At 57.7% G+C, this 26,321-nt stretch carries 19 protein-coding genes; 12 read left to right on the top strand and 7 right to left on the bottom strand.

Annotated elements, in window-relative coordinates:
* Nucleotides 1-62: 62 nt before the first annotated feature.
* Both rpmI and infC read right to left on the bottom strand, forming a co-directional pair.
* A complete protein-coding gene (gene rpmI / locus I6J19_RS07385; protein ID WP_005511726.1) occupies nucleotides 63-257 on the bottom strand; it encodes a 50S ribosomal protein L35 in 195 nt (64 codons plus the stop codon).
* A gap of 76 nt (nucleotides 258-333) precedes the next feature.
* Nucleotides 334-885, bottom strand: coding sequence for a translation initiation factor IF-3 (infC, locus tag I6J19_RS07380; protein WP_187402461.1), 552 nt, complete (start codon nucleotides 883-885; stop codon nucleotides 334-336).
* Between the two features lie 415 nt (nucleotides 886-1,300).
* Here infC and I6J19_RS07375 point away from each other — a divergent pair, with 415 nt between their 5' ends.
* Nucleotides 1,301-3,700, top strand: a complete 2,400-nt coding sequence (locus I6J19_RS07375; RefSeq protein WP_038625644.1) for a DUF2339 domain-containing protein — start codon at nucleotides 1,301-1,303, stop codon at nucleotides 3,698-3,700.
* A 1-nt stretch (nucleotide 3,701) separates the two neighbouring features.
* Here the strand turns inward: I6J19_RS07375 and uvrA are convergent, their stop codons facing one another.
* Nucleotides 3,702-6,554, bottom strand: coding sequence for an excinuclease ABC subunit UvrA (gene uvrA, locus I6J19_RS07370; RefSeq protein WP_038625652.1), 2,853 nt, complete (start codon nucleotides 6,552-6,554; stop codon nucleotides 3,702-3,704).
* 139 nt (nucleotides 6,555-6,693) lie between these two features.
* On the opposite strand from uvrA, the gene I6J19_RS07365 reads away from it, so the two are divergent.
* The 4 genes from I6J19_RS07365 (at nucleotide 6,694) to I6J19_RS07350 (ending at nucleotide 12,217) form a co-directional block, all read left to right on the top strand.
* Complete coding sequence (locus I6J19_RS07365; protein WP_187402462.1) at nucleotides 6,694-7,401, top strand: MBL fold metallo-hydrolase; 708 nt, start codon at nucleotides 6,694-6,696, stop codon at nucleotides 7,399-7,401.
* 166 nt (nucleotides 7,402-7,567) lie between these two features.
* The gene (locus I6J19_RS07360) at nucleotides 7,568-8,437 is read left to right on the top strand and encodes a DoxX family protein (RefSeq protein WP_038625654.1); all 870 of its coding nucleotides are present in this window, start codon (nucleotides 7,568-7,570) and stop codon (nucleotides 8,435-8,437) included.
* A gap of 134 nt (nucleotides 8,438-8,571) precedes the next feature.
* Complete coding sequence (locus tag I6J19_RS07355; RefSeq protein ID WP_038625656.1) at nucleotides 8,572-11,088, top strand: HelD family protein; 2,517 nt, start codon at nucleotides 8,572-8,574, stop codon at nucleotides 11,086-11,088.
* Nucleotides 11,089-11,122: 34 nt separating this feature from the next.
* On the top strand, nucleotides 11,123-12,217 hold the full coding sequence (locus I6J19_RS07350) for a DNA glycosylase AlkZ-like family protein (RefSeq protein ID WP_038625658.1): 1,095 nt from the start codon (nucleotides 11,123-11,125) through the stop codon (nucleotides 12,215-12,217).
* An 84-nt stretch (nucleotides 12,218-12,301) separates the two neighbouring features.
* Here I6J19_RS07350 and I6J19_RS07345 read toward each other — a convergent pair whose 3' ends face one another.
* Nucleotides 12,302-12,742 (bottom strand): universal stress protein, encoded by a 441-nt coding sequence (locus I6J19_RS07345; RefSeq protein WP_005511992.1) that lies wholly within the window; start codon nucleotides 12,740-12,742, stop codon nucleotides 12,302-12,304.
* 132 nt (nucleotides 12,743-12,874) lie between these two features.
* Nucleotides 12,875-15,007 carry an excinuclease ABC subunit UvrB gene (gene uvrB / locus I6J19_RS07340; protein ID WP_038625661.1) on the bottom strand — a complete coding sequence of 711 codons (2,133 nt, stop codon included), beginning with the start codon at nucleotides 15,005-15,007 and terminating at the stop codon, nucleotides 12,875-12,877.
* Nucleotides 15,008-15,343: 336 nt separating this feature from the next.
* Here uvrB and I6J19_RS07335 point away from each other — a divergent pair, with 336 nt between their 5' ends.
* From I6J19_RS07335 to I6J19_RS07310, 6 genes are all read left to right on the top strand, one after another.
* The gene (locus I6J19_RS07335) at nucleotides 15,344-16,225 is read left to right on the top strand and encodes a type IV toxin-antitoxin system AbiEi family antitoxin domain-containing protein (protein ID WP_038625665.1); all 882 of its coding nucleotides are present in this window, start codon (nucleotides 15,344-15,346) and stop codon (nucleotides 16,223-16,225) included.
* A 69-nt stretch (nucleotides 16,226-16,294) separates the two neighbouring features.
* Nucleotides 16,295-17,263 (top strand): ABC transporter ATP-binding protein, encoded by a 969-nt coding sequence (locus I6J19_RS07330; RefSeq protein ID WP_038625667.1) that lies wholly within the window; start codon nucleotides 16,295-16,297, stop codon nucleotides 17,261-17,263.
* 24 nt (nucleotides 17,264-17,287) lie between these two features.
* Nucleotides 17,288-18,136 (top strand): ABC transporter permease, encoded by an 849-nt coding sequence (locus I6J19_RS07325; protein ID WP_005511993.1) that lies wholly within the window; start codon nucleotides 17,288-17,290, stop codon nucleotides 18,134-18,136.
* A 117-nt stretch (nucleotides 18,137-18,253) separates the two neighbouring features.
* On the top strand, nucleotides 18,254-19,498 hold the full coding sequence (locus tag I6J19_RS07320; protein ID WP_016422916.1) for a sensor histidine kinase: 1,245 nt from the start codon (nucleotides 18,254-18,256) through the stop codon (nucleotides 19,496-19,498).
* A complete protein-coding gene (locus I6J19_RS07315) occupies nucleotides 19,495-20,091 on the top strand; it encodes a response regulator transcription factor (protein ID WP_016422917.1) in 597 nt (198 codons plus the stop codon). Before I6J19_RS07320 ends, I6J19_RS07315 begins: the two co-directional genes overlap by 4 nt.
* Nucleotides 20,092-20,171: 80 nt before the next feature.
* Nucleotides 20,172-20,879, top strand: a complete 708-nt coding sequence (locus I6J19_RS07310; RefSeq protein WP_038625670.1) for a hypothetical protein — start codon at nucleotides 20,172-20,174, stop codon at nucleotides 20,877-20,879.
* On the opposite strand, the gene mprF is transcribed toward I6J19_RS07310, so the two are convergent.
* Both mprF and I6J19_RS07300 read right to left on the bottom strand, forming a co-directional pair.
* The gene (gene mprF, locus I6J19_RS07305) at nucleotides 20,872-23,457 is read right to left on the bottom strand and encodes a bifunctional lysylphosphatidylglycerol flippase/synthetase MprF (protein WP_187402463.1); all 2,586 of its coding nucleotides are present in this window, start codon (nucleotides 23,455-23,457) and stop codon (nucleotides 20,872-20,874) included. The genes I6J19_RS07310 and mprF overlap by 8 nt on opposite strands.
* Before the next feature lie 94 nt (nucleotides 23,458-23,551).
* Nucleotides 23,552-24,937, bottom strand: coding sequence for an alpha/beta hydrolase (locus I6J19_RS07300; protein WP_038625672.1), 1,386 nt, complete (start codon nucleotides 24,935-24,937; stop codon nucleotides 23,552-23,554).
* A gap of 193 nt (nucleotides 24,938-25,130) precedes the next feature.
* On the opposite strand from I6J19_RS07300, the gene I6J19_RS07295 reads away from it, so the two are divergent.
* The gene (locus tag I6J19_RS07295) at nucleotides 25,131-26,321 is read left to right on the top strand and encodes an aminotransferase class I/II-fold pyridoxal phosphate-dependent enzyme (protein WP_038625674.1); all 1,191 of its coding nucleotides are present in this window, start codon (nucleotides 25,131-25,133) and stop codon (nucleotides 26,319-26,321) included.

The following is a 26,321-nucleotide window of genomic DNA, read 5'->3' as shown; positions in this document are numbered from 1 at the left end:
TCGTTGTCTTTAAGAACTAGTGAAATTAAGAGGGCGATTGCCCTGGGACGAGACTTGAAAAATTAAGCCTTGCCCAGCAGACGCTTGACGCGCTTGACGTCCGACTTAGCAACGTCCGTGGTGCCCTTCAGGCGACGGGTACGAGTGGACGGCTTGCCCTCCAGGAGGTGGCGGCGGTTAGCCTGCTCGCGGCGCAGCTTGCCGGAACCGGTAACCTTGATGCGCTTTGCGGTGCCCTTGTGGGTCTTCTGCTTCATGTTAAAACTCTCCCCTACCGATCTTTGACGCTCATGGCGCAAAGATCTCGTTTACAACCATTTCTGGTCAGGTCGGTTACTTCTTACCCTTATTCCGAACCGGCCCCAGGACCATAGTCATGTTGCGACCGTCCTGCTTCGGGCGAGACTCGACGGTGCCGTACTCTTCGACATCGGCGGCCAGACGCTCCAACAGGCGGAATCCCAGTTCTGGACGAGACTGTTCACGGCCACGGAACATAATCGTGACCTTGACCTTCGAACCCTTCTCCAAGAAACGAACAACGTTGTTCTTCTTGGTGTCGTAGTCGTGGTCATCAATCTTCGGACGGAACTTCTGCTCCTTGACCACAGTCTGCTGCTGGTTCTTTCGAGCCTCGCGTGCCTTCTGGGCTTGTTCGTACTTGAACTTGCCGTAGTCCATAATCTTGGCGACCGGCGGCTTTGCTCGCGGAGCAACCTCAACCAGGTCAAGGTCTGCTTCGTAAGCGAGCTTGAGTGCGTCACCGGTGCGGACAACGCCCACCTGCTCACCATTCGGTCCTACAAGGCGGACTTCCGGTACTCGAATATCCTCGTTAATACGAGCTTCAGCGCTGATGTGGCCTCCTAGGTTGAACCTGAACAATCTTCGTTTCAAACCGCGATAGCAAGCGGGAAAGGAAGAAAAGCCACGCGTCTACAGCGGATTACTACACACTGTATAAGGACGCCTTCCAATCGTGCGATGTGACATCACCGATTAGGGTGGACCCCGGCGCTACCGTAATTCTTTGGCGCACCTAGGGTGGGACTTAAATCCTCTTCGCTGCCGAATGCAACTAAATGCTCCCCGAAGGCAGCAAGAAGCATCACATTCTGGCGGTCGTACACGAGATGCTAACACAAGCGTTCTCGCATACCAAAACCGACTCTTACGCCAGGTTATTCGCCATCAGCTCCCCCGGCGCACTACCGAGCGTTAAAAAGTGCAATCGGAATTGTAATCAGATTGGTAGATTCTCTCCATAGTTTTTAGGTCAAACACGATTAAAGTCGTCACCATGAATACTGGCTCCAACGGCTTTGGCCCTAAAGCCGAGAACACCAACCCTAATCAGCATTCCGCCCGATACGACAAGCCCCCGACCAGAGATTTTGTCCTGACCGGCGACTCCGTCTCAGAGCTTTCCCATGCTCTGGCAGATTTGGAGGCCAGCTCGCTTCGGCTGGCTCAACTCACCCGAACTTGGCAGGTGCGCCTTTCGCAGGCAAGCGGGCAAGCGCCGACTGTACCGAGCGCGCCTCAAACTACGGGAACGGAATTTGCGCCGGTACCTCAAGCGGTACCTAAATCGGCGCCTGAGCGGACACCTCAAGCGCCGCCCCATGCTGCGCCCCAAGGGGCACATCAACACAATCCGCAGCCACCGCCAACACAAGCGGACTGGCGGAATCAACCAGCTCCCCTGCCACAGAGCGACGCAGGTGCGCAGCCGATGTTCGGCTTCCCCTCTGCCCACCAGTGGCGGCGGGATTCGAAGTCGCCGCAGTCTTCTCCCTCACCGCAGTCTTCCCTAACCGGCTCCGCCCCGCCGCCGAAACTGCCAGAGGCACCGCGTGAACCTCGCGAGCCCCGCGAACCCTGGTGGCGCAACGAGAAGGCAATCATCAGAATCATTGCAATCTTTGGCGGTCTCATCACCGCTGCCGGTATCGCGTTCTTCGTCGCGGTCGCAATCCAATCCGGCCTGATTGGACCGGCCGGGCGTGTGGTCCTGGCTTACTTGTTGGCCGCCGTGCTCGCGGTCGCGGCTGTGCGAGCGCACCGTCGTCAAGCACCGCCTGCTGGCGTAACGGCATTGATTGCGACATCGCTAGCCGCTGCACACCTGACAACGATGTCGATGTCCTACCTCCTCGACTGGATTCCGGTGGCGGCGACGCTGGTCATCATGCTGCCTTTCGCCGCCGTCGGCCTATACGGCGCGCGGTGGACAAAGTCGAGCGCAACCGCCGCGTGGGCCATCACAATCAACACCGGATTAATGCTGTGGGCGACGATCGGCCTCAACTTCCACGCCCGCCCGCTGAGCTCCTCGCTCGCGCAAATCACCCTTCAACTGATGGTTATCGCCGCTACCGTCTGCTTCTTGAACATCCCCTTCCGGAAGTACGTAGTCGCATTCCTGCTCGGCGCAAACGTTCTCATCGGCGCGATCACGACCAACAATGCACTGGTGCTGCCTGCAATCGCCGCACTCACCATTGCCCTTTTCGTGTTTGCCCAGTTCGGCCCGCTGGCGTTGGCTCGCCAACTCACTCCCGAGCTTGACGACGAGCCTTCGGAGACCAGCACTTGGGAAGACGATCTGGTCACCACCACGTCAGTAGTTGCCTTCTCGACTCCGGTTATAGCTGCAGTCCCAACGGTCAACGCCGCACAGTCCACCTCCAGCCTCTGGTTGCTGTTCTACGGCGGATTCGTGCTGTTCATCGCAATTGCTGCGATATTCCTTTGGAACCGTGCCATCTTCAGCTATCTCGCCCCAATGGCCTTGGCCACGGCAATTCTGCCCTGGCTTGCACTCGCGGTAGCGGGCCCAGAAGGGGACGCAGGAGCCGGTACTGGAACCCACGCCTGGGGTCTCATCCCAATCTCCATCGGTGCCGCGCTCTTTGTCTGGGCGCTGGCCACAGCACCGAAGCACAGCGCGCTTGGCACCCGACTACAAGCTCCTGAGCCAACGCGGGATGCCGTCGCACCCTATACAAAGATTGCGGCGCTGACCTGGCTGCTCGGCGCAACGGTAGTACACCTCTACATCCTGCCCGCAGCGTTGAATGCCGGTGCTGCGGCTGACTACTCGGCAACGTGGGCAGAAATGCTTTCGCTGTTGTTCCTGCTGTGCGCCGACGTCGGCCTGGCCGTGACGGCGGCAAGGTCGCAGCTGCCGCCAGCTTTTGCACTGATTGGCCTGGCTGCGCTGGGTATGCCATTTATCGTGCTGCTCACAACTATTGGCGTGAGCTTCAACGCTGCACACATGTTGCTGAGTATTTTCTGGGCCACGATAGCTGGCATGCTGGTGCTATCGAAGAGGTTCCACCACATTCCGGCGCGACTGGCAGCGGGTTTGACCATTGCGGCGCTGTCTATCGTCAAGCTGATCTTCTACGACATGGCAACACTCGATGGCGTTATCCGCGCCTTGGCGTTCCTCGGCTGTGGTCTAATTCTGCTAGCCATGGCGGTCTCCGGAGCAAAGCAGAAGAATGCCGAGGAACCAGCGGCATCGGACCGTGACGGCACCGCCAGCGATTCTGACGCTGCCACCGCTGTCGGCGCTGCCGCTGCCGCCGATGCCAATGCTGCCGATGCCGACCCCGTTGCTGACAGACTGGAAGGCGTCACCCGCACCGACCGTCCAGGAATTTCCGACGGAAACGAGCCGACTACCTAAGCTACTTAAGCAGCGGCTTCAGGTACTGCCCGGTGTGGGATCCGGAACAGTTCGCGACGTCCTCCGGGGTGCCCTCTACAACCACGGTGCCACCGCCGGAACCGCCCTCCGGCCCCATGTCGATGATCCAATCCGCAGACTTGATGACATCCAAGTTGTGCTCAATGACAATGACGGTGTTGCCCTTGTCCACCAGACCCTGCAACACCAGCATGAGCTTGCGGATGTCCTCAAAATGCAGACCCGTGGTCGGCTCATCCAAGATGTAAACGGTGCGACCATTAGAGCGTTTCTGCAGCTCACTGGCCAGCTTCACGCGCTGAGCCTCACCACCCGAGAGCGTGGTTGCCGCCTGTCCGAGACGGACATAGCCCAGGCCGACGTCGACAAGCGTATTGAGATAACGCGCAATCGACTGAATCGGCTCAAAGAACTCCGCTGCCTCGGAGATGGGCATGTCCAGCACCTCAGCAATGGTCTTGCCCTTGTAGCGAACCTCCAGCGTTTCGCGGTTGTAGCGCGCGCCGTGGCAAACCTCGCAGGGCACGTAGACATCCGGCAGGAAGTTCATCTCGATCTTGATGGTGCCGTCGCCCTTACACGCCTCACAACGACCGCCCTTGACGTTGAAACTGAAGCGACCGGGCTTATAGCCGCGAACCTTAGCCTCTTGCGTCTCTGCGAAGAGGTTGCGGATCTTGTCGAACACGCCGGTGTACGTCGCTGGATTGGAACGCGGGGTGCGGCCAATCGGCGACTGATCAACCTGCACCAGCTTGTCCAGGTGATCCAGCCCCTCCACGCGGCTGTGTCGACCCGGCACCTGACGAGCTCCGTTGAGCTCGTTGCTCATCACCTTGGCCAGAATTTCGTTGACCAAGGTCGACTTGCCTGATCCGGAAACCCCCGTCACACAGGTCAGCACACCGAGGGGAAACTTCACGTCAATCTTCTTCAGGTTGTTCTCGCGAGCGCCCTTGACCGTCACCATGCGCGACTTATCAATCGCACGCCGGCTCTCCGGCACTGCCAATACCCGACGACCCGAGAGATACGCACCTGTCAGTGATTCCTCGCAGTCAACAATGCCCGACGGGTCACCCTGGTAGACGATCTGGCCGCCGTATTCACCGGCCTTTGGCCCAATGTCGACCAGCCAATCGGCCTCGCGAATCGTGTCCTCATCATGCTCGACCACAATCAGGGTATTGCCCAGGTCGCGCAGGTTCTTCAGAGTCTTGATTAGACGATTGTTATCGCGCTGGTGAAGACCAATCGACGGCTCATCCAAGACATAAAGCACGCCGGCGAGCCCCGAACCAATCTGGGTGGCCAGACGAATTCGCTGCGCTTCGCCACCGGACAGCGTGCCCGCCGAACGCGACAGGGACAGATAGTCCAGCCCCACATCCAGCAGGAACTTCAGACGAGCCTGCACCTCACGCAGAACGCGACCGGCAATCATTTCCTCGCGCTTGCCCAAAGTCAGCGAATTCAGGAATGCCGAGCCATCGTGGACCGACAGCTCTGTGAGCTCGGCAATATTCTTCTGCCCGAACTCCGCCGAATCCAGCGTCACCGAAAGAATTTCTGGCCGCAGACGCGTGCCATTACACGCAGGACACGGCACTTCACGCATGTACCCCTGGAAGCGATCCTTCTGAGAGTCACTCTCTGCCTGCGACAGCTTGCGGTGCAGGTACGGCATCACGCCTTCAAACGGCGCGGTGTACTGGCGAGTACGGCCGTACCTATTGCGGTAACGCACCGTGACCTTGTGACTGGAACCATGCAGCAGGGCCTTACGCTGCGGCGCTGTGAGATCCTCGAAAGGCGTGGTCGGGTCGAAGCTCATCTCGGTGGCGAGCCCCTCGACCAGCTTTTCAAAGTACTTCTTGTTCAGCGTCTGCCGCCACGGCGCAATCGCCTCAATCGTCGGCAGCGACGGGTCTGGAATGACCAGGTCCGTGTCCACCTCCAGCTTGGTGCCGATGCCGTCGCACTCCGGGCAGGCACCATACGGCGAGTTAAACGAAAACGACCGTGGTTCCAGCTCATCGATAGCGATGCGGTGCCCATTCGGGCAGGCCATTTTCTCCGAGAAACGCTGGGTTCGACGCGGGTCATCTGCCTCTAGCCCGACTGCGTCGATGACCACGACGCCGTCGGCAAGCAGAAGCGCCGTTTCGACGGAATCGGTGAGCCTGCGCTGCTGTGACTCCTTCACCTGAAGGCGGTCAATAACCACGTCAATGTCATGCTTGACCTGCTTCTTCAGCTTCGGCGGATCCGTCAGGCGATGCATTTCGCCGTCGACGATGACACGCGCGTAGCCCTCGGATGCGAGGCGTTCAAACAGGTCGACGAACTCACCCTTGCGCGTACGCACGACGGGTGCGAGGACCTGGAATTTGGTGCCCTCCGGCATCTCCATGACCTGATCGACAATCTGCTGTGGAGTCTGTGAGGAGATTACTTCCCCACAGGTCGGACAGTGCGGAGTACCGGTGCGTGCGTAGAGCAGACGCAGGTAGTCATACACTTCTGTGATGGTTCCGACGGTCGAGCGCGGGTTGCGGTTCGTCGACTTCTGGTCTATCGACACCGCCGGCGAGAGCCCCTCAATCATCTCTACATCGGGTTTTTCCATCTGCCCCAGGAACATGCGCGCATAGGAGCTCAGCGACTCCACGTAACGGCGCTGGCCCTCGGCGAAAATTGTGTCAAATGCCAGTGACGATTTACCCGACCCCGACAGACCGGTGAAAACCACCATCTTGTCTCTGGGCAAATCGATGTCAACACCCTGCAGGTTATGCTCGCGGGCGCCTCTGACCACTAGACGTTCAGCCACAGTGGGAAACCTCAATTCGTCGACGATTCACTGCCGACCAGTCTACAGTCCATAACCAATTTTTCGCACATGTGTTCAGAGACTCGCAGTTAAGTCGCGTTCCTAGCGCACCGACAGACACCTCATTACCCTGGGGCACATGAACGACGTCATTACAATTAGCCCCTACTCCAACGCGCCGAGCACGCGCGGCGTTGAGCGCATTGACTACGGCAATGTCACTATTTATAAAACCTCCGTCGGACCGATGGAAAACAACGTCTACCTTTTGGTCGACTCCCGCGAGCCCGACAATTCCCTACTTATCGATGCCGCCACCGACGCCGACCACTTAGTCCGCCTGGTTGAGCACGTCGGCGCGCAGGTCCGCACGATTGTCACCACGCACTCCCACGGCGATCACGTCCAGGCGCTCGGCGAGCTCCTGCAGGCATTCCCGGCCCGCCACATCACGTCATGCCTCGACGCTGCAGACATTCCCGAACCCGCCGACCAGCAACTCGACGGCGGCGAGACCATTACTTTCGGCGAGGGCATCACGCTTCCCACGTTCATCTTGCGCGGGCACACCAAAGGCGGCCTCTGTCTCGACCTGTCCGTCAAGGTAACCGGCGCGCTTTCCGACGACACCCCGTCACACCACCTCTTCGTCGGTGACAGCATCTTCCCAGGCGGTGTCGGTAAAACGTACTCGCCCGAGGATTTTTCGCAGCTTATCGACGATGTCGAGAGCCGTGTCTTCCACGTCTACCCCGCCGACTCGGTGATTCACCCCGGCCACGGCAAGGACACCACAGTTGGCGTCGAGAGCCCCGAGGTGGAGAACTGGCGCCAGCGCGGCTGGTAGTGCTGGATGAGCGTGGTTGGTAGCGCTAGATGCAGTCGCAGCGTCTGAAAAACTCGTCATTCCCACGACATAAATAGGCCAGGCTGCGTAGGATTAATAGTGAATTACAGCGACCAGGTGGCCAAAAACACGGTTTCACCTGGACGACAAAGGAGATGGAATTTAGATGATTCGCAAGTTTGCCCGACCAATGCTGGCCTCGGTTTTCGTTGCCGACGGTGTCGACACGCTGATGAACCAGAAGGATCATGAAGAGGGCGCACGCGACTTGATTGCCCGCGTCCGCTCCGTAACCCCGAACCAGTACAACAAGTACGTGCCAAATAGCGAGAAGCTGGTTGTTCAGGCCGTCGCTGGTACCAAGGTTGCCGCCGGTTCCCTCTACGCTCTGGGTAAGGCCCCACGCCTGTCCGCCACGGCTCTGGTCGCTGCACAAATTCCGACGATGCTGGCTCGCCACGCATTCTGGGAGGCCCAGGACTCGAAGGAGAAGGCGGCTCGCCGCACTGGATTCCTGACCGACATCGGTCTGCTGGGTGGCCTCTTCCTGGCTACCGCTGACACCGACGGCAAGCCGGGTGTCGCTTGGCGCGCTGAGAAGGCTGGCAAGCAGCTGAACAAGAAGGTTCAGGCTGCCCTGCCGACCAAGTCTGAAACCGAGCAGCGCACTGAGGAAGTCAGCGCAGCTTTCGCTTCCGCCGGCGAGAACGTCCGAGAAAAGGCCGGCCTGCTCCGCGACTGCGCTTCTGAGGCCACCGATGGGGCTCGTGAATACGTCGAGGAGAACAAGGACGGCTGGCGCGAGCAGCTCACCGGCGCCTTCGACACCGCTAAGAGCTACGTCGAGGACAACAAGGACGACTGGATTGCCAAGGCTAGCGAGCTCGCTGAGGACGCTCGCGACTACGCCGAGGACCTGGGCAAGGATCTCAAGAAGGACACTCGCAAGCAGCGCAAGGAACTGCGCAAGCGCGCAGCCAAGGCTTCCAAGGAGGCCAAGAAGTCTGCAAAGAAGGCGCAGAAGCGCCTGCAGTAAGTTTGCTGCCGCAGTTAAAGCGGTATACTTAAACGCTCCCCACGCCACTACGCGTGCGGGGGCGTTTTCATATTTTTATATTCATTCAGCACATCAATTAGCACTAGTTTTAACGAACTGTTGAGGAGACCAGGTTGGCGTCGCTCGCATCCGAGCCCGGGCAGGACCAGACAGGCCGCATTGGCCGCACTGGCCAGGCAGGTCTGCCGGACCAGGCAAGTTCAGCACCACAGCGAGAAGAAGAGAGCACCCTCGCTGCAGAACAGGCCTATGTCGATCGTGCGTTCAGCTTCCTCGACCGGGCACGCGAGCGCGACCAGGAGTACCTGCGACAGGTCATGCTCATCGACGACCCAGACCCGCAAGCCCGCGTTGAACGCGAGGTGGAATACCACCGACTACAGGCTAACCTGGACCGCTACCGCTCAGCCGAGATTGGCCTGGTCTTTGGTCGAATCGATATCGATGACCCAGACCCCGACAATCCTTTGGCAGAGGAAGGGCCGGGGGCGACCGTCGATAAGCGATACATCGGGCGAATCGGCCTGTCCGATGAAAACGACGACTACCGCACGGTCATCATGGATTGGCGTGCCGATGGTGCGCGCCCGTTTTACCTGGCCACGACCGCGCATTCCGAGGGAGTCAGCCTGCGTCGCCACCTGCGCACGCACGGCCGGAAGGTCCGCAGCATTGACGACGAATGGCTCTCCGGCGAGGAAGCCGACAGCGCACACGAAACCGAAGTCGAGGCTGGTGTCGGTGGCGAATCGGTGCTGCGCGAGGTCATGAATCAAGCGCGCACCGGCCATATGCGCGGCATTGTGGAGACCATTCAGCGCGAGCAGGACCTCATCATCCGCGATTCCACCCGCGGCACCCTGGTCGTCCAGGGCGGGCCCGGCACGGGCAAGACGGCGGTGGCGCTGCATCGCGTCGCGTGGCTTCTCTACACCTACCGCGATCAGCTGGCGAAAACCGGTGTCCTCATCATCGGCCCGAACACGACCTTCCTCGACTACATTTCCCGCGTGCTGCCGAGCCTCGGCGAAACAGGCGTGGTGCTGACCACCATCGCCGATCTCTACCCCGGCGTACGCGCGTCCAACGCGCTTATCGACGGGCACAACCCCGAACCCCTGGTTGCGCAGGAAGTTAAGGGCTCGATGGAGATGCTCACTATCCTGCGCGAAGCCGTGCGGGCCTACCAGGAGCTCCCCGCGGAGTCGTTTGAAGTCCGTAACGACAACATCATCCTGACCATCACGCCAGAGATGGTGAAAGCCGCGCGAACGCGTGCGCGGCGGACTCGTAAACCACATAATCTGGCACGTCCGATTTTCCGGGATCACGTGGTGGAACTCCTGGCCGCACAGATGGCCGAGGTCATTGGCGCCGACCCGCTGGGCGGCGAAAACCTGCTGTCCGTGACCGACGTTGCCGACCTGCGCGACGAAATTGACGAATCCGGAGCAGTCGCTGACATCCTCGACGAGCTGTGGCCCGCACTCACACCCGAGCAGGTGCTGTCGGAACTGCTGAGTTCCCGCGAGGCCATCGACTACGCCGCCAGCGATTACGACGAGCTGACGCGCGAGGCTCTCTACCGGCCGGAAGGCACCGACTGGATGCCTTCCGACGCCCCGCTTCTCGACGAGCTGGCGGAGCTCCTCGGCCCGGTTGGTGAAGCGGAGACCGATGACGAGAATTGGCAGGCCCGCGTCGAGGAGGCGCAGGGCGCGTTGGATACCCTGTCCAGCTCTGCGTCCCAGGACCTTGACGACGGCTTCGAGGCCGAGATTCTATCTGCGTACGACGTCATCGATGCCGAGGCACTGGCCGAACGCCACCGTGAGCGCGACCTGCGATCCACCGCCGAGCGGGCGGCGGCGGATCGCCTGTGGGCCTACGGCCATGTCATCGTCGACGAGGCTCAGGAACTCTCCGCGATGGCCTGGCGCATGCTGCGCCGCCGCAGCCCCAATGGTTGGATGACCCTCGTCGGCGACGTGGCCCAGACGGGCTCACCCGCAGGTGCCGCGACCTGGGACGATGTGCTGGAACCGATCATCGGCTCGAGGTGGCATCTCCACGAGCTGACCGTCAACTACCGCACCCCTGCTGAGGTGATGGAGGTTGCCGCCAGCGTCCTGGCTGAGATTGATTCGGAGCTGGAGGCGCCGCAGTCGATTCGCGCGACCGGCCGCAAGCCTGTTCAGGCTCGCACCGTGACGGAGGCGTTGGCACATGTGGAGCGGGTTGCACAACCGGATCGCCTGGTCGCGGTCATCGCCCCGGCAGAGTTGCTCGACGCCACGCGCGCGGAGGTGCGGGATTTTCTCGCTGGCCGAACTGGTGGAGATGGTGAAGATGGCGGGGCTGGTGGCTCTAATGCTGCCGACGCGACTAGCGCCAATGACGCACCTGCTACTCGCCCCAACAAACTCACCAACTGCGCGGTCTACGACATCACGACCTCAAAGGGCCTGGAATTCGACGAGGTCATCGTCGTCGCGCCCGACCAGATTGTGGCGCAATCTCCGCAGGGGCTACAGGACCTGTATGTTGCACTGACTCGTGCGACCCAGGGACTAATTGTTGTGGCGCCTCAGCAGTCGAGCGTTTTGCCGGAGCTGCAATGGTTAGAATGACGAGGATAGTGCCGTACAGAATGAGTGAGACATAATGTCCCAAAACTATCTACCTCAGTTAGCTGAACTTCGCGCACGCCGTCTCATTGCCCAGAGGTTAGCTGCAAGTCAAGCACGCAGCGATTGGAATACAAATCTCAAGTCGCCTGCATTATCAGCAACGCATGGCATGGTTGCTCTACAAGGGCAGAATTATTCGAACGGTGTTAATGCCATCGCCCTACGCAGTGGCAGCACCTCCGACGATGTTTTAGCAGCCATTTCTTCTTTCGACATCGTTCGCTGTTGGTCTCAACGAGGCACCCTGCACTTTGTTTCAGCACAAGACGCGGAAGCAATTATGAGGTTGACGAATCCGCGCATCGAAAAGGCGGCAGCAAGACGCCGTACGACACTCGGACTTTCTCAAGATGATGTGCAGACCGCACGGGCAGCATTTCATTCCGAATTGCGCTCACGTGGTCTGTCCGACCCGCTGACTCGGACCGAAGCCTATGAGGTTTTCGCAGATCATGGAATAGACCCCACGGAACAAAGAGGCCCTCACCTACTGCGCACATTCGGCGGCGAAGGCGCTGTCATCCAAGGGCCACGAAAAGGAGCCCAAGATACCTTCGTCCTGCTTACCGACGTAACTTTCAAAGGCGGCCTCTCAGAAAAAACCACAGAGGGCTCCAGCACAGGACACTCAGCTGAATCCACGCTGGCCGACATTGCCTGGCGCTATGTTGATTCCCGCGGACCTATCTGTGTAGCTGACTTCGCGTGGTGGCTGGGACTGACGAAAACTCAAGCGAAAAAGGCCCTTAAGCTTATCGACCACTTAATAGTTCCTTTCTCCCTCGATTCCTCCGCCTCTTCGCACGCGCCAACTGACACAGAATTCACCGGCGAACCCCTCACGCAAAATGAGTACTTCATGCCGGCATGGCAGCAGAACGTAACTGAGGCCGAGCTTGAAGCCGCGCTTTCACTGACGCTTCGACTGCCCGCTTTTGACGAGTACCTCATGGGCTATGGCAGCCGTACCGAAGTTCTTCCTGAATCCCTTCGCAACCAGGTCTTAACTAGAAATGGAATTAGCTGGCCTTTTGTAGTTGAAGAAGGAGTTATCACCGGACGGCAATAGAAAAACCGGCACCTCAACTCAGAGGCGCCGGTTTAAAACGAAAGCTAAATTGTTAGCTCACCGTTTTGTAAGCTCACGGTTTTATTAGCTCACAGTGTGAACAATCATGACATCACAGTCCGACTGACGAGCAACATCCGCCGGCACGGAGCCCAGCAGACGACCAGTCAGCGAGTTAATACCACGGTTACCAACCACCAGCAGGTCCGCGCGACGGTCAGTGACCAGCGACATCAGAGCTTCAACCGGGGAGCCCGAGCGAACTTCAGTCTCAACCTTGGTCGCGCCGACGGCCTCTGCGGCCTCCTTAGCAGCAGCCAGGTTCTTCTGAGCCGGGTCATCACCGAGGACCTGGACCGAATCCTGGCGCAGGGTCTTGGACGCATCCTCTGCAGTCTCGTAGTAAGCGCAGCCGATAACTAGGGTGGCATCGAAAGCGGCAGCAATCGAGGCAGCGCGCTCTACTGCGAGCAGCGACGACTTAGAACCATCCGTGCCGACAACAATGGTCTTGTAATCACTCATGAAAACTATCCCTCACTGTGGAAGTTGCATTAAAACAGTTCATCGTGCGTAACGCCGTCGTTGCCCCGAACCCACTGGCCAGAGGCACTTTCGCGAATACACTGTTTTACTTCCCACAACAGTAGCAAAAAACTACTCGACACCGGCCTCAATCATCCCCTTAAGTTCCTTCTTGAGGTCGAAAATCTCATCGCGCAAGCGCCCCGCGAGCTCGAACTTCAACTCACGCGCAGCCGCGGCCATCTGCTCCGACAAATCTGCAATAAGAGCCTCGAGCTCAGCCCGCGGCATCTGCTTACCGCTGGCACCATCGGCCGCGCCCGAGCCGTCGGCACGCGAGAGCAGCGCATCGGCGGGCGCACCGGTCTTGCCTTCGTAATCAGTGTCAGCGTTGTCGTAAACCTGATCCAGAATGTCCGCAATCTTCTTGCGCAGCGGCTGCGGATCGATACCATGCTCGGTGTTGTACGCGATCTGCTTTTCGCGGCGCCGCTCCGTCTCATCGATGGCGAACTGCATGGAATCGGTGATCTTGTCGGCGTACATGTGCACCTCGCCGGAAACGTTTCGCGCGGCACGACCAATCGTCTGAATCAACGAACGCTCCGAACGCAAGAACCCCTCCTTGTCAGCGTCGAGGATTGCCACCAGAGAAACCTCGGGCAAGTCGAGGCCCTCGCGCAGCAGGTTAATACCGACCAGCACGTCGTACTCACCGAGACGCAACTGTCGCAGCAGCTCAACGCGCTTGAGCGTATCCACATCCGAGTGCATATACCGCACTTGCACGCCATTTTCGAGCAGGTAGTCGGTCAGGTCCTCCGCCATCTTCTTCGTCAGGGTGGTCACGAGGACGCGTTCGTCACGCTCGGTGCGCTTTCGGATCTCGCCAATCAGATCATCAATCTGTCCCTCAGTCGGCTTAACGACGATCTTGGGATCCACCAGCCCAGTCGGACGAATGACCTGCTCCACATACTCACCACCGGCCTTCTCGAGCTCATAGTCACCCGGCGTTGCGGACATGAACACGACCTGGCCCACTCGGGCATCGAATTCATCGAACGTCAGCGGCCGGTTATCCAGCGCCGACGGGAGGCGGAAACCAAAGTCGACGAGGTTGCGCTTACGGGAGGCATCGCCCTCGAACATGCCGCCAATCTGCGGCACAGTGACGTGCGACTCATCGATGATAGTGAGGAAGTCCTCCGGGAAATAGTCGATGAGCGTCGCGGGGGCCGAGCCCGGCGCGCGACCATCGATGTGGCGCGAGTAGTTCTCAATACCGGAGCAGAAGCCGACTTGCTCGATCATTTCGAGGTCGTACTCCGTGCGCATGCGCAGACGCTGTGCTTCCAGCAGCTTACCGCGGTTTTCTAGGTCTGCCAGGCGTTCGGCGAGCTCGGCCTTGATGTCCGCGACGGCACGTTCCATGCGCTCCGGGCCGGCGACGTAGTGCGTAGCAGGGAAAATGCGCAGCTCAGGGGCTTGGTCGATGACGTCGCCTGTGACTGGATTGAGGTAGTACAGCGAATCAATCTCGTCGCCGAAGAACTCCACTCGCACGGCCTTTTCTTCGTAGGCCGGGATGATGTCGACCACGTCGCCTTTTACTCGGAAGGTGCCGCGGGTAAAGGCGATATCATTGCGGGCATACTGAATGTCCACCAAAAGGCGCAGGAACTGGTCGCGATCGACTTCCTCGCCCTCCTTCAGCCACACCGAACGGTCGAGGTAAGACTGCGGGGTACCCAGGCCATAGATGCAAGAAACAGAGCTGACGACGACTACGTCGCGACGCGACAACAGCGCTGAAGTAGCCGAGTGGCGCAGGCGCTCCACATCCTCGTTGATGGAGGAATCCTTTTCAATATAGGTATCGGTCTGCGCGATGTAGGCCTCTGGTTGGTAGTAGTCGTAGTAGGAAACGAAGTACTCGACCGCGTTGTTTGGCAGCAGGCTGCGGAGCTCATTGGCCAGCTGAGCCGCCAGAGTCTTGTTCGGCGCCATGACGAGGGTTGGCCGTTGCACCTTTTCGATCAGCCACGCCGCAGTGGCTGATTTACCGGTACCCGTGGCACCCATCAGGACGACCTCGCGCTCGCCTCTGTCCAGGCGTTCCGACAGTTCCGCGATTGCCTGCGGCTGGTCGCCCGAGGGCTCGAACTCGCTGATGACCTCGAAGGTTCCCTCCGCGCGCTCGACTTCACCGACGGGACGGAACTCCGAGTGCGCGAGGACGGGTTGCTCTGCTGCAAATGCCATAGTTCCCAGCGTAGCGAAGGCTGCTTTACATGGGCTGGTTATGCTCGCTTCCCTGGGCTTTGGGGTGGCTGTGGGGATTTGGGGCCAGCACAGGCACCGCAGGCACCGCAGGCGGGGTTCCGCTTCACCAGCTGGCCCTTGGTACGCAGCGACTGGCTCCTGGTGAAGCGCAAGCCGTCTTATCGATGGTCCGCGGGTACGAGGTTGAGGTTGAGGCTGCGGCTGCGCGGCTGCGGGCGGCCTGGATTATCCACACCTTGAAAGTTGTCCACAGATTGGACGCGGAGCCTCTCTCAAAGAAAAGCCCCTGAATCAAAAAGGCTTAGAGTCCCGACCATGGGAAGTTTCACCACGGCCGAGTTACGTGCACTCGGCATCGGAGAGAAAAAGACCAGAGCCCTCCTACAACAAGGCAGACTAACTAAATTAGTACGTGGCCTCTACATTGACGACCACTCTCCCGCCTCAGTCGCCCGAGCAATCACAGGGCATTACAAAAAGATTGCTCTAAGCGGTAAAAGCGCAGCTCAAATCCACTTGAGACTTCCCCTGACATTTCCTATCCAGACGGAAGGCGCGGGATCAGTTCAGGCCGAAACCTTCTCTATTAGGCATAGCCGCCTGCCGGCCTGCACCAGCATCAATGGCCTTCCAGTTGTCGAAGCACTCTGGGCAGCACGAGCTTCAAAAGACTATGCACGCAGAATCCTGGAAACACACTACGCCGGCCGGGACGGCGAGAAGCGACTCAACCACGACCTCAGCCGGATGCGGAAAGTCCCCGCATGGCTGCGTGAAACCATCGCCACCACGCCGATCGGCGCATGCAGCGAACTCGAGCGCAAGCTGGCTCGCCCATTGATTAAGCGCGGGTACCGGATCCGAATGAACCACTTCATCGGCCCCTACTGCTTCGATATCCTACTTGACCAGTGGAAAATAGCCATCGAAGTCGACTCCGAGAAGTACCACGCGAACGAGGACTCATTCATCTCAGATCGTTGGAAGACCAACTCCGGCACGCTGCACGGCTGGATAGTCCTGCGGTTCACAGACTCATGCATCAATTGGAATCTCGACAGCGTCCTCGACGAAATCGAGCAGGCAATCCGATGGGTACAAAAGCGCCGTCCCCGCGTGGACTATAAACCAGGATGGCCTGCCTGCCAGAAAGTCTGGGAGTGGAATCCAACGGTTGGCTACGCCAACAAGCAATGACACCTGTCATGGGCAATTCGTGACATTACCTATACGTCCATACCTCTAATCCGCGCTGAACTTGGAACTATGAATCCGGACGTAATTCTCGAGTTCTCCAATATCACCAAGCAATTCAGCAAAGGCCAGGTAACCGCACTCGATGATGTCAGCGCCACCGTCCGCCGCGGTGAGGTCGTCGCCATCCTCGGTGAAAACGGCGCAGGCAAAACCACACTTATCGATCTCATCCTCGGCCTGACCACACCCACCGCCGGCCGCATCGAAGTCAACGGCCAATCATCCAGGAACGCGGTCAATGCTCAGCAGGTCGGCGCTATCTTGCAGACGGGCGGTTTGCTTCCCGACGTAACGGTCGAGGACACACTCAAGATGATTGCCAGTGGCTATTCGGAGCATGTGGCGTTGGCGGACGTCGTAAAGCAAGCGCGGCTGGAACCCTTGCTGAAGCGGAAAGTCGGTAAGTGCTCGGGCGGTGAGCAGCAGCGATTGAAGTTTGCGTTGGCCCTGCTCGGTGATCCGGAGTTGATTATGTTGGATGAGCCGACAGCGGGGATGGATCCGAGTGCGCGGCGCAATTTTTGGGCGGATATTCATGCCCGGGCGGAGCGTGGCACGACGGTGTTGTTCACCACGCATTACATGGATGAGGCGGAGGATTTTTCGAAGCGAATCATCATGCTGCACAAGGGGCGTATCATGGCGGACTTGGATACGCCGAGCATGCTTGCGCTGAGTAAATCAGTGCTGGTTGAGGCTAATTTTCCGGGTGCGGCACCGGAGCTTTCAGAGCGCACTGAGGTCGATGAGGTCACCTGGTTGAGTAGCGCTGCTGGGGAACCGGCCGGGACCAGTAGGCGCGTGCGGCTGCGGACACGGGATTCGGACTCACTGCTTCGTCACTTGGTAACGGAGACGGATGCGACCGACTTCACGGTCCAGCGCGCGAAGCTTGATGACATTTTCATTTCTATGCAGCGTGACGCAGATGTTGCAGCTGATGCCACGCCCGATGTCGCCGTGGCTGCTGGGAACTAAAGGAAATAACTGGAAAGGATTACCATGACGTACACCGCGACTGAAACTTCGTCCGACATACCCGGCGCGACTGCTGGTACCAGCGCAACAAAGCTAACCGAATCCCACGGCCTGTCGACATACATCGCCATTCAGATCAAACGCTATCTGTCCGACTGGTCGAACCTGTTCTTCTCCATCGGCCTGCCCATCTTGTTCTTTCTGGTGTTCGGTGCCTCGCTCGACCGCGGCGGCGATGCCTTCCCTCACGGCAATGTCACCGCCTACGTGATGATTGGCATGGCTATTTACGGCGGCGTCACAGCAGCGGTGGCCAGCGCCGGACAAACGATTATGGAGCAAACCACGGGATGGGGTCGCCAGCTTGCGCTGACACCAATGTCGACGTCGCGTATTGTACTAAGCCAGGCAATTCTGGTGCTCTTCGCCGCAGTGTTGCCGATTGCGGCAATGTATCTTCTCGGCCTCGTCATCGGCGCCGAGATGGAGCCACGGGCCTGGATTGTCAGCTTCATTCTCTGTGTTGTAACCTGTCTGCCGTTTGGTTTCTACGGCTATGCCTGGGCACTGCTGCTGCCGAAGCCGTCAGCGCTCAGTATCGCGTCGGGCTCGATTGTCGTGCTGTCTTACCTCGGTAACCTCTTTATCCCGATGCAGGGCACGTTGCTGGCAATCAGCCGCTTCACGCCACTGTTCGGTTCTGTGACTCTGTCGAGGTATCCGCTGACCGCAGGTCTTACTCCCAGCACGGATACTGGTGCAGGACTCTACACCGAGCCACTGTGGGTGCCCATTGTCAATGTTGCAGTGTGGAGCATCCTGCTAATCGGCTTCTGCATATATCTGAACAAGCGCGAGAAGTCGCGGCTGTAAATAGCGCGGCGAAACACGGCTAGATAGCAAACCCAAGCGATAGCCATCGCCTCCATCTAACCTGTGACTAACTAGACCAACTTCCCTCTGCCACCGACCGAGACCGCCTAGGCATCTATGACAACCACTTTGCGACGCAGCTTCAGCCATCCCTTCCAGGGATTCCATGTCTACTCCGCACTGTCGGCTGGCATCTGGATTGTGGTTTTACCCTTCGTCTTCTTCGGTTTCGGCGCCGAAAAGGTCGCTCAGATAACTGCGCTGATTGTCAGCTTTGCGCTGGTGTACATCTTCATCTGGGGCTCACTTCACTACTATCCTCGCGGCTGGTTGCAACGAGCTCGCAACATACTTGCCCTGTGCATAGTCGCAGCGTTCGGCCTGCTCTCCATCCCGCTTGTGGGAAACGGCGCCAGCGCATTCCTGCCATTTGTCGCAGCATTGCTCAGTTGGATGCTGCCCATCATCCCCGCCATCCTCAGCATTGGCGTGCTCGGCGCAACAATCGTTACCATTAGTCATTTCTTGGCTCCGGAAAGCGGTCTCATCTTACCCATCGATGCCCTGTTTTGGGCCGTCGTTGTCTGCTGCGTTGTTCAACTCAGCAGGTTCTCCCAGGAACGAGCCCAGCTCAACCAGGAAATTGAGCTCAGCCAGCAGCGCGACTCCATCGCCCGCGATGTCCACGACGTGCTGGGCCATTCGCTGACGGTCATCTCGCTCAAATCTGAAGTCGCGCGGCGTTTGGTCCACACCAACCCCGATGCCGCCGCTGCCGAACTCGAGGCCATCACCGCTCTGTCGCGCACATCGCTTGCCGAAGTCCGCTCAACAGTCACACGCATGCGCCAGCCGGATCTCGCAGGCGAGCTCGCCGCCGCCGCGCGGGCATTCCACACCGCACACATTGAGGCTTCGCTTCCCGACGATTCCAGCGGTGTAACCACCAATGCGAAACTCTTCTCCTGGGTGATTCGCGAGGCCACCACCAATATCATTCGGCATTCTGAGGCGGAGAATGTCTCAATCGAACTCACACCATCCAGCGTGGAAATCATCGACGATGGCATCGGCTTCGACATTTCCGACCTAGGCTGCGATTCCTCCGCGGCTACCACGGGCGAAGGCCAAACTGTCGCCGCTGGTGGATTGGCTGGGCTGAAGCAGCGTGTCCAGGATGCTGGCGGTGACCTCATTATCGAGTCCGCACCAGGTCGCGGCACTCGCCTTGTGGCCACGATGACGCAGTCACGCTTGCAGCGCTCGCACCGCTCCCACCACGCGGGCCGTTCATCCACCACAAGCTCCAAAAACCACCTCACTGACACAACCGTCACCGAATATGCGCGGGAGAATAGATGATTCGCGTTCTCATAGCTGATGATCAGCACCTAGTTCGAGGGGCTTTAAAGGCTCTACTGGAAACCGAACCGGACTTGGACATCGTGGCTGAAGCCGCCGACGGCATTGAAACAACGCAAAAAGTCATCGAGCAGGACGTCGATGTCGCGCTTATTGACATCGAAATGCCGCGCCTCAACGGCATTGACACCATCGCGAAAATTTCTGACCACTGCCGCTGCCTCGTCGTCACTACTTTTGCTCGCCCCGGCTACCTCAAACGCGCACTTCAGGCCGGTGCCAGCGGATTCCTGGCAAAGGACACGCCTCCTGAGCAGCTCGCAGAAGCTATTCGACGCATCCACTCCGACCTCCGAGTCATCGATCCGGCCTTGGCCGAGGCCTCACTTTTCACGGCCGACTCTCCCCTGACCGACCGCGAAGTCGAGATCGCTCGACTGATTCTCCAAGGCGCTGATACGGGCACAATCGCCGGCCAGCTCTTCATTGCCAAGGGCACGGTGCGCAATCAGGTGTCGTCAATTATCACGAAGACGAATACCTCAAACCGCGTCGAGGCCGCGAAAACTGCTCGCGACAATGGTTGGCTCTAGAAAACAGGTCGAAATACCGCCCTGATTTTCATCGAATCGTTATTACTTTCATAGTGCGAAAACTCCCTACTGCCCACTGCGTGACGCCTACGAACACCCACCACACCTTTGCTTCACGACGTGCACTCATCGCCGGTATCCTCGCCACAACCGCATTGACCTTCACCGCCTGCTCTCAAAACGACGGCGCAGTAACTAGCCAATCGGCAGCTGACACCGCCACCATGACTCAGACTGACGGCAACGCATCAAACGCAAACTCAGAGAATAGGCCGAACCCAACCGGCTCAAACTCTGATGCTGGCGGCAGCAATAACGGTGGCGCTGCCGGAAACTCCGACGACACCTCCGACGATGCAAATTCTTCCGAGACGGCCCCATCACAAAATGGTGGACAAACCAATGGGGATACGGAAACCACGTCTTCGTCGTCAAGCGAAAATGCAGACATCGGCCAGGCGATGAGGGACATCATCTACAGCAACTCGTCGCCGGGGACCACGTTTACCGGGGGCGAGGAGATGACTGTTTGCGTGTATGGCGATGGTTACCGCACGAATCTGGTCGTTGCCGGGCCGAATACCAGCTGTGAGTTTGCCACCGAGGTCTTCCATCAGCAGACCGACGGTCTCAACGCCACCGCTGATAACATTCGCGATAATTTGAAGCCGAATATTCAGGCAACGAGCCCTGCGACCGGCCAGACCTACGATGTCAGCTGCGGCACGCAGGGCGATGGTGTCGTGGCGTGCAGCGGCGGAAACGACGCACGGATTTATATCAATTAGCGTTGATTGCCATTTCGGGAGCAGGCATTTCGTCTTCACTCGTTGACAGCGCAATTGCTGAATACTGCCCTGGCCGATTGATCAGTTTCGACAGACTTGCGGTAATGGCAGGCAACGATTTCACATCGGTGTAGGTCAAGTACCGAGACTTCCATACAGGCTTGAACTTCTCCTTGTAATTGCGCAGCCCGCGGAAGTTATAAATCCGTCCGCCGTAGTTGTACACCAAATAGATCGTTTTTTCGCTGAGCCTAGAATGCGGTCGGGCACCTGTGTTTGACATTGGTGCCATGCCAAAATTGAACTCGGTATATCCATGGTTCTTTGCCCACTCCATCAGATTCACGAAAATGCCATCCATCACGCCATCTGGCGCATCGGGGCGAATGCGCATCAAATCCACCGACGCAACGCTTAACCCCTGCGGCATTAGCGATGCGAACCCTTCAATACGATCTGAGTCTGCCGATCGGACTATGGCAATCGGTGCACGAGATAGATAATTCTCGTCGAAGAAGCCGAGAGAAAAACTCATTTCTGTGCGCTTTCCGAGCCACGCCTGCGATGCATCTCGCAATTCCGTAATGAGGTCTGGACTGTACGGTGCTTCGACAATTTCAAAAGTACAAGCGGAGCTTTCCAACTTGTTGTGCATGCGCCGGAAGGTCTTGCCCTTACTACCGACTCTCGTGAAGCCAGAAATATCAACCGTCGCATCTTCACCTAATTTGACCAGGCTCATCCCCTCATTGACGCACCGCGCCAAATGCTCTTCGCCCACTTCATAGAATGCGACGGAACACTGAAAGGTGTCTGCATAATCAATAAAGTCCGCGAATAATTGATTGAAAGAATCCGGGTCGCCAAATGGGTCACCGAGTGCAATCAATGTCGTACCCTGCGGGCGATACAACAGTGCTGCTCTATCCGCACCATTTCGCTTATCGACGGTAAAGAAGACCTGCTTGTCGCCTAGGTAATATAGGTGCGAGAAAGCATTTCCACCCCATTTTGCAATCAGCTTCTCGAAACGACGTGTCTGCTCTTCGCATGGCTCCTCAAACTCTGGAGCGCGGCAACGAGAAAACAATACCGCAATTGCCACTGCGCAGGCGAGCATTACGTAGAAAAGAATCATTGGCCAGTGGGTATTGGCATGATGGGATGGTGCGGGTACATTGACCACCTTGTTTACCCGAAGCGCATGCCAACTCGAAAGCACGATTGGAATAGCAATCGCCAGAGCTGCCGTCGGCACGAAACTACTCCACTTTAATGGGAGTGGATCTCGGTCAAAGGCACTGCGCGATGCAAATAGTGCTAGTGCAAAGACCCCGAGATAAATAGCCTCTTCATAGTCGATTCCGCGGGCTAAACAAGCAACAGCTGCCACACCGAGCAAGACCAAGACCAGCTGGTAACAACGCCTAACTCGCTGGTTAATCCCGCGCGCCAAGATAAGCAACATGACTGCGGTAAATAACACTGTCAAGTGCGATGCCTTCCGCACAGTACTTGGCAAAACCTCTTGGATGATTTGAATACGAGAGGCGATTTCAGGTGTTAGCGCTGAGATAAAGAGCAGGAGGCTAGAAAAAACGGTTACTAAAGCCAGCACCCGCGCCATGACACGGTGCGGAAAATCGGACTCGAGTTCTTTCACGCTGTCGGCGACCCACACGACCGTGGCCAACAGCCACGGAACGATGTAATAGAAAACGCGATACAGTACCAGCCCAAGCAAAACTTGATTAGTGTCGAGGCCAAGTTTGGCGCACAGTGCAATCACCGTGAGGTCGAAGCTACCGGCACCCGCGGGCAGGAAAGATAGCAATCCGGCCAAAGTCGCGGTTGCAAAAATAAAGATAGCAATTGGGAATGAGAAATCCAGTGTGAAGACACGAACACATGCCCAGAAAAATAGCCCAGCTGCGGCCCAATCGATAACAGAGGCGCCGAGAAGATTCCACTTTTCGCGCATTCCTATCTGCGCAAACCTCGTTTTTCTTAAATCGATCACCCCAAGTTTCAATCTGTCCGCCAAGAAAAACAGCGGTAGATACATACATGAGATTATCGCGACGATAATTAACCAGCCATCGAAATGCACTGCGTACGGCAAAGTTATTGCCAACAGTACGAATAATCCAAGTAGGTTGGCAGCCCACACACTGGCCGAAACTCCAATGGACTTATCTCGGTCCGCACCCGCCCAGGTATAGTATTTTGCGCGAATTGTGCCTCCGGTGAGACCGCCAAATCCGGCAAAATTATTAAAGGCCTGCGCAATCCAACCGATTTTCAACGCTTCGCGCGGTGACACCTCCACACCGGCGTATTTGGAAGCGACCAAATCGTAGAGCCCCGTCGCGCTGAACGCAATCAGTCCCAATGCCATGATGATTGCATTTAGGTGCATCGACGTATCAACAAATATTTCTCGAAGTTGGCTTCCTGAAATAGCGGCAAACTGGTCACGAGCGACAAGCACGATAATGGAGATTATCACAATATAGAAAACAATCTTTAAGATTTTTCCGTGCGCCTTAAGCCACTGAAATAACGATTGTAGCGCCATATCCTTGAAATCCAATCTTTTATCTCGAAGTTGATCTAAACAGACAGCCCACTTTTAATGGCGTATTGGGAAACATATTTAGTAGTCTTGCGACTTAGTGGCTCGGCGTCCGAATAAGATTCATTTTCGCCGCGAGCCAGGGAAGCTCGTCGTCAAGCGACTTCTCCCACACCTTCCATTCGTGCGTTCCAGAATAGGTGCGCTCCTGTACGTCCATTCCCTGGCTATGCCCGGCTCGGCAGACCTTCCAGAGCCCTTCGATGACGTCTCTAGGTTCCTTATCGCCAATGGAACAAAATGCGGAATACCCGGTGAAATCCTCCCCCGAGGAAAAAATCGAAAGTGGATTGTTTTCCTCAAATGCGGCCTTGTCACCGCCAAATCCCTTGTCGATAGTCGTCTCAAGGTTGTGCAGATTTGGAAACTCCTCACCCGACATGTCCAAAACGGTGCGGTACGGCCCACCTTTACGGCTGAGAACCTGCATTGCGCAGGTACCTCCATTGGACAATCCGCCAACAGCCCACGATTGCGGTCGAGTGTCTACTTGGAAGTGTTCCTCTAGCCACGCCGGTACGTCATGTTCCAGATAGGTTGCGACCGCCCCATTTTCAGTATCGGAGCAGAGCGGGTTCTTGAAGCTCGAAGAAAGCTGATCAGCAATCGCCACAATCGGCGCCAATCCATTGTGTTGCTCAGCAAAGCGGTCCATAGTGTTTTTTAGGTCACCGTTTACCAACCAATCCTTAGGCGTACCCGGCTGTCCTGGCATTAGCACAAGCACAGGCAGCAGCGGACGCGGTCGAGTAAAATATGCCGGAGGAAGGTAGACGATGGAGGGGCGCGGAGAGAAGTTAGTAGCAGGGATATCGGCTTGAACGAGAACGCTACTATCAGTACCTATATTTTCGGCTTGGCGTGGCCGCCACCGTTGTTCCAAGGATGTTTGTTTTGCCGACTCACTGTCACCGGGACGATAAACATCCGCGACCGGCGCGAGCCCATCTACCTCGCCAAAAGCCTGCACTTTGCCTGGTCCGCGTAGCACCTGGGCCAAGTTTGCATACGTGCCATAGTGAATATTGGGAACGGCATAGGCGCCGAGTACTGATAGTGAGCAGACGAGAAGACCCGCAATGATGCGCCTAGGCTTCTTGGAAGACGCAATTACAACTAGAGCAACGATGCCGGACAAGCCAGATGCGAATGGTCCGAAAACTTCAATACCGATGTAGTCCGGGATCGGTCGCCACACCTTATTAAGCACATACCAGCCGATGGTGCTCACCACAGAGACAGCCACTACAATCGCGCAAACTTGAATTAGTCCCGATTTTCTAGAGCTGTTCCCCTTTGCAACCAGCCAAAGGAGAAACCCGAGAGTCAGCAGCATTAGTATAACTGCGATAATTTCTGGAACTCTGCCACGCAGCTGTACCAATTTGGCAGCCTCAAGGGCGTACCACGACCAATCTTGCATGCGGTAAAGACTATTTTTTAAAAGGAAGAGAATGCACAGAATATCTGAAGCTCTTGTCTAGAATTGTCGCTTCGATTTGTAGCGCTCAGAGATGGCACGCCAAAGCTGGTGTACACAGCTTCGCGGACTGACGACCATCACATCCTGCAGCTTCATGCTTCGAACTCATGAGATTCCACCTACAGTAAATACCATGACCGTTTCCCGCTTGCGCCCTTTCGGCGAGACCATTTTCGCCACCATGTCCCGCCTCGCCACTGAGTACGATGCAATCAATCTTGGGCAGGGCTTCCCCGATTGGGACGGGCCGGCGGAGGTACTCGCTGAGGCGCAGCATCAGATAGCTGGCGGAAATAACCAGTACGGACCCGGCCGCGGTATGAAGGTGCTCCGCGAGGCCATCGTCGCCGATCGCGCCCGCCGCACGGGACAGGTCTACGATGCCGACACTGAATGCCTGGTCACCGTCGGCGCCACGGAAGCGATTGCCGCCACCGCCTTGGGGCATCTCGAACCCGGCAGCCACGTCATCGTCATCGAGCCGTACTACGACTCGTACAAAGCCGCCATCGCACTGGCTAACTGCACATATACCGCGGTGCCGCTCATTCCCACGGCCTCGGACACCGAACGCTTCTGGTCGCTCGACCGCAGTGCACTTGCCGATGCCGTCACCGCCGAAACGGCCATGATCATCATCAATTCGCCGCACAATCCCACCGGCACCATCCTCACAAACGAGGACTTGCAGGCTATCGCCGATGTCGCCATCGCAAACAATCTGCTTGTGCTTGCCGACGAAGTCTACGAACGCCTGTACTTCAACGGATTGTCACACTCTTCCATCAGCACTCTGCCGGGCATGCGTGAGCGCACCATTGTCGTGTCCAGCGCCGCAAAGACCTTCAACGTCACCGGCTGGAAGATTGGCTGGACGCTCGCTCCGGCCGAGTTGCTCGATGGCGTGGTCAAGGCCAAGCAGTTCTTGAGCTACGTCGGTGCTACTCCCCTCCAGCCGGCGGTCGCCCGTGGCCTGAAAGAATGTGCTCCATGGGTGGATGAGCTAGCGAGCCAACTCGAAGGCAACATGCGGCTCCTCGCCGATGGGCTGGAGGGCCTTGGCGCCGACGTCTTCACGCCGCAGGCAGGGTATTTTGTCGTCGCCGATGTCTCGAGCTGGGGGCATGGAGACGCACTGGAGACCTGCACCCGCCTAGTCAAGGAATGCCGAGTCGCAGCTATCCCCGTCACCGCCTTTGTGGATGACCCGGAGTCAGAAAAATACCGCTACCTGGTGCGATTCGCTTTCTGCAAGCGCGCCGAGGTGATTGAGGAGGCGATCGCGCGGCTGCGGGATTATCTTGCCGGTCGGTCTTCCTCCTAG

It is taken from the genome of Corynebacterium amycolatum (assembly GCF_016889425.1).
GTDB lineage: Bacteria > Actinomycetota > Actinomycetes > Mycobacteriales > Mycobacteriaceae > Corynebacterium > Corynebacterium amycolatum.
The sequence above is the reverse complement of the archived record's forward strand: the minus strand, read 5'-3'. Positions and strand labels throughout refer to the sequence as shown.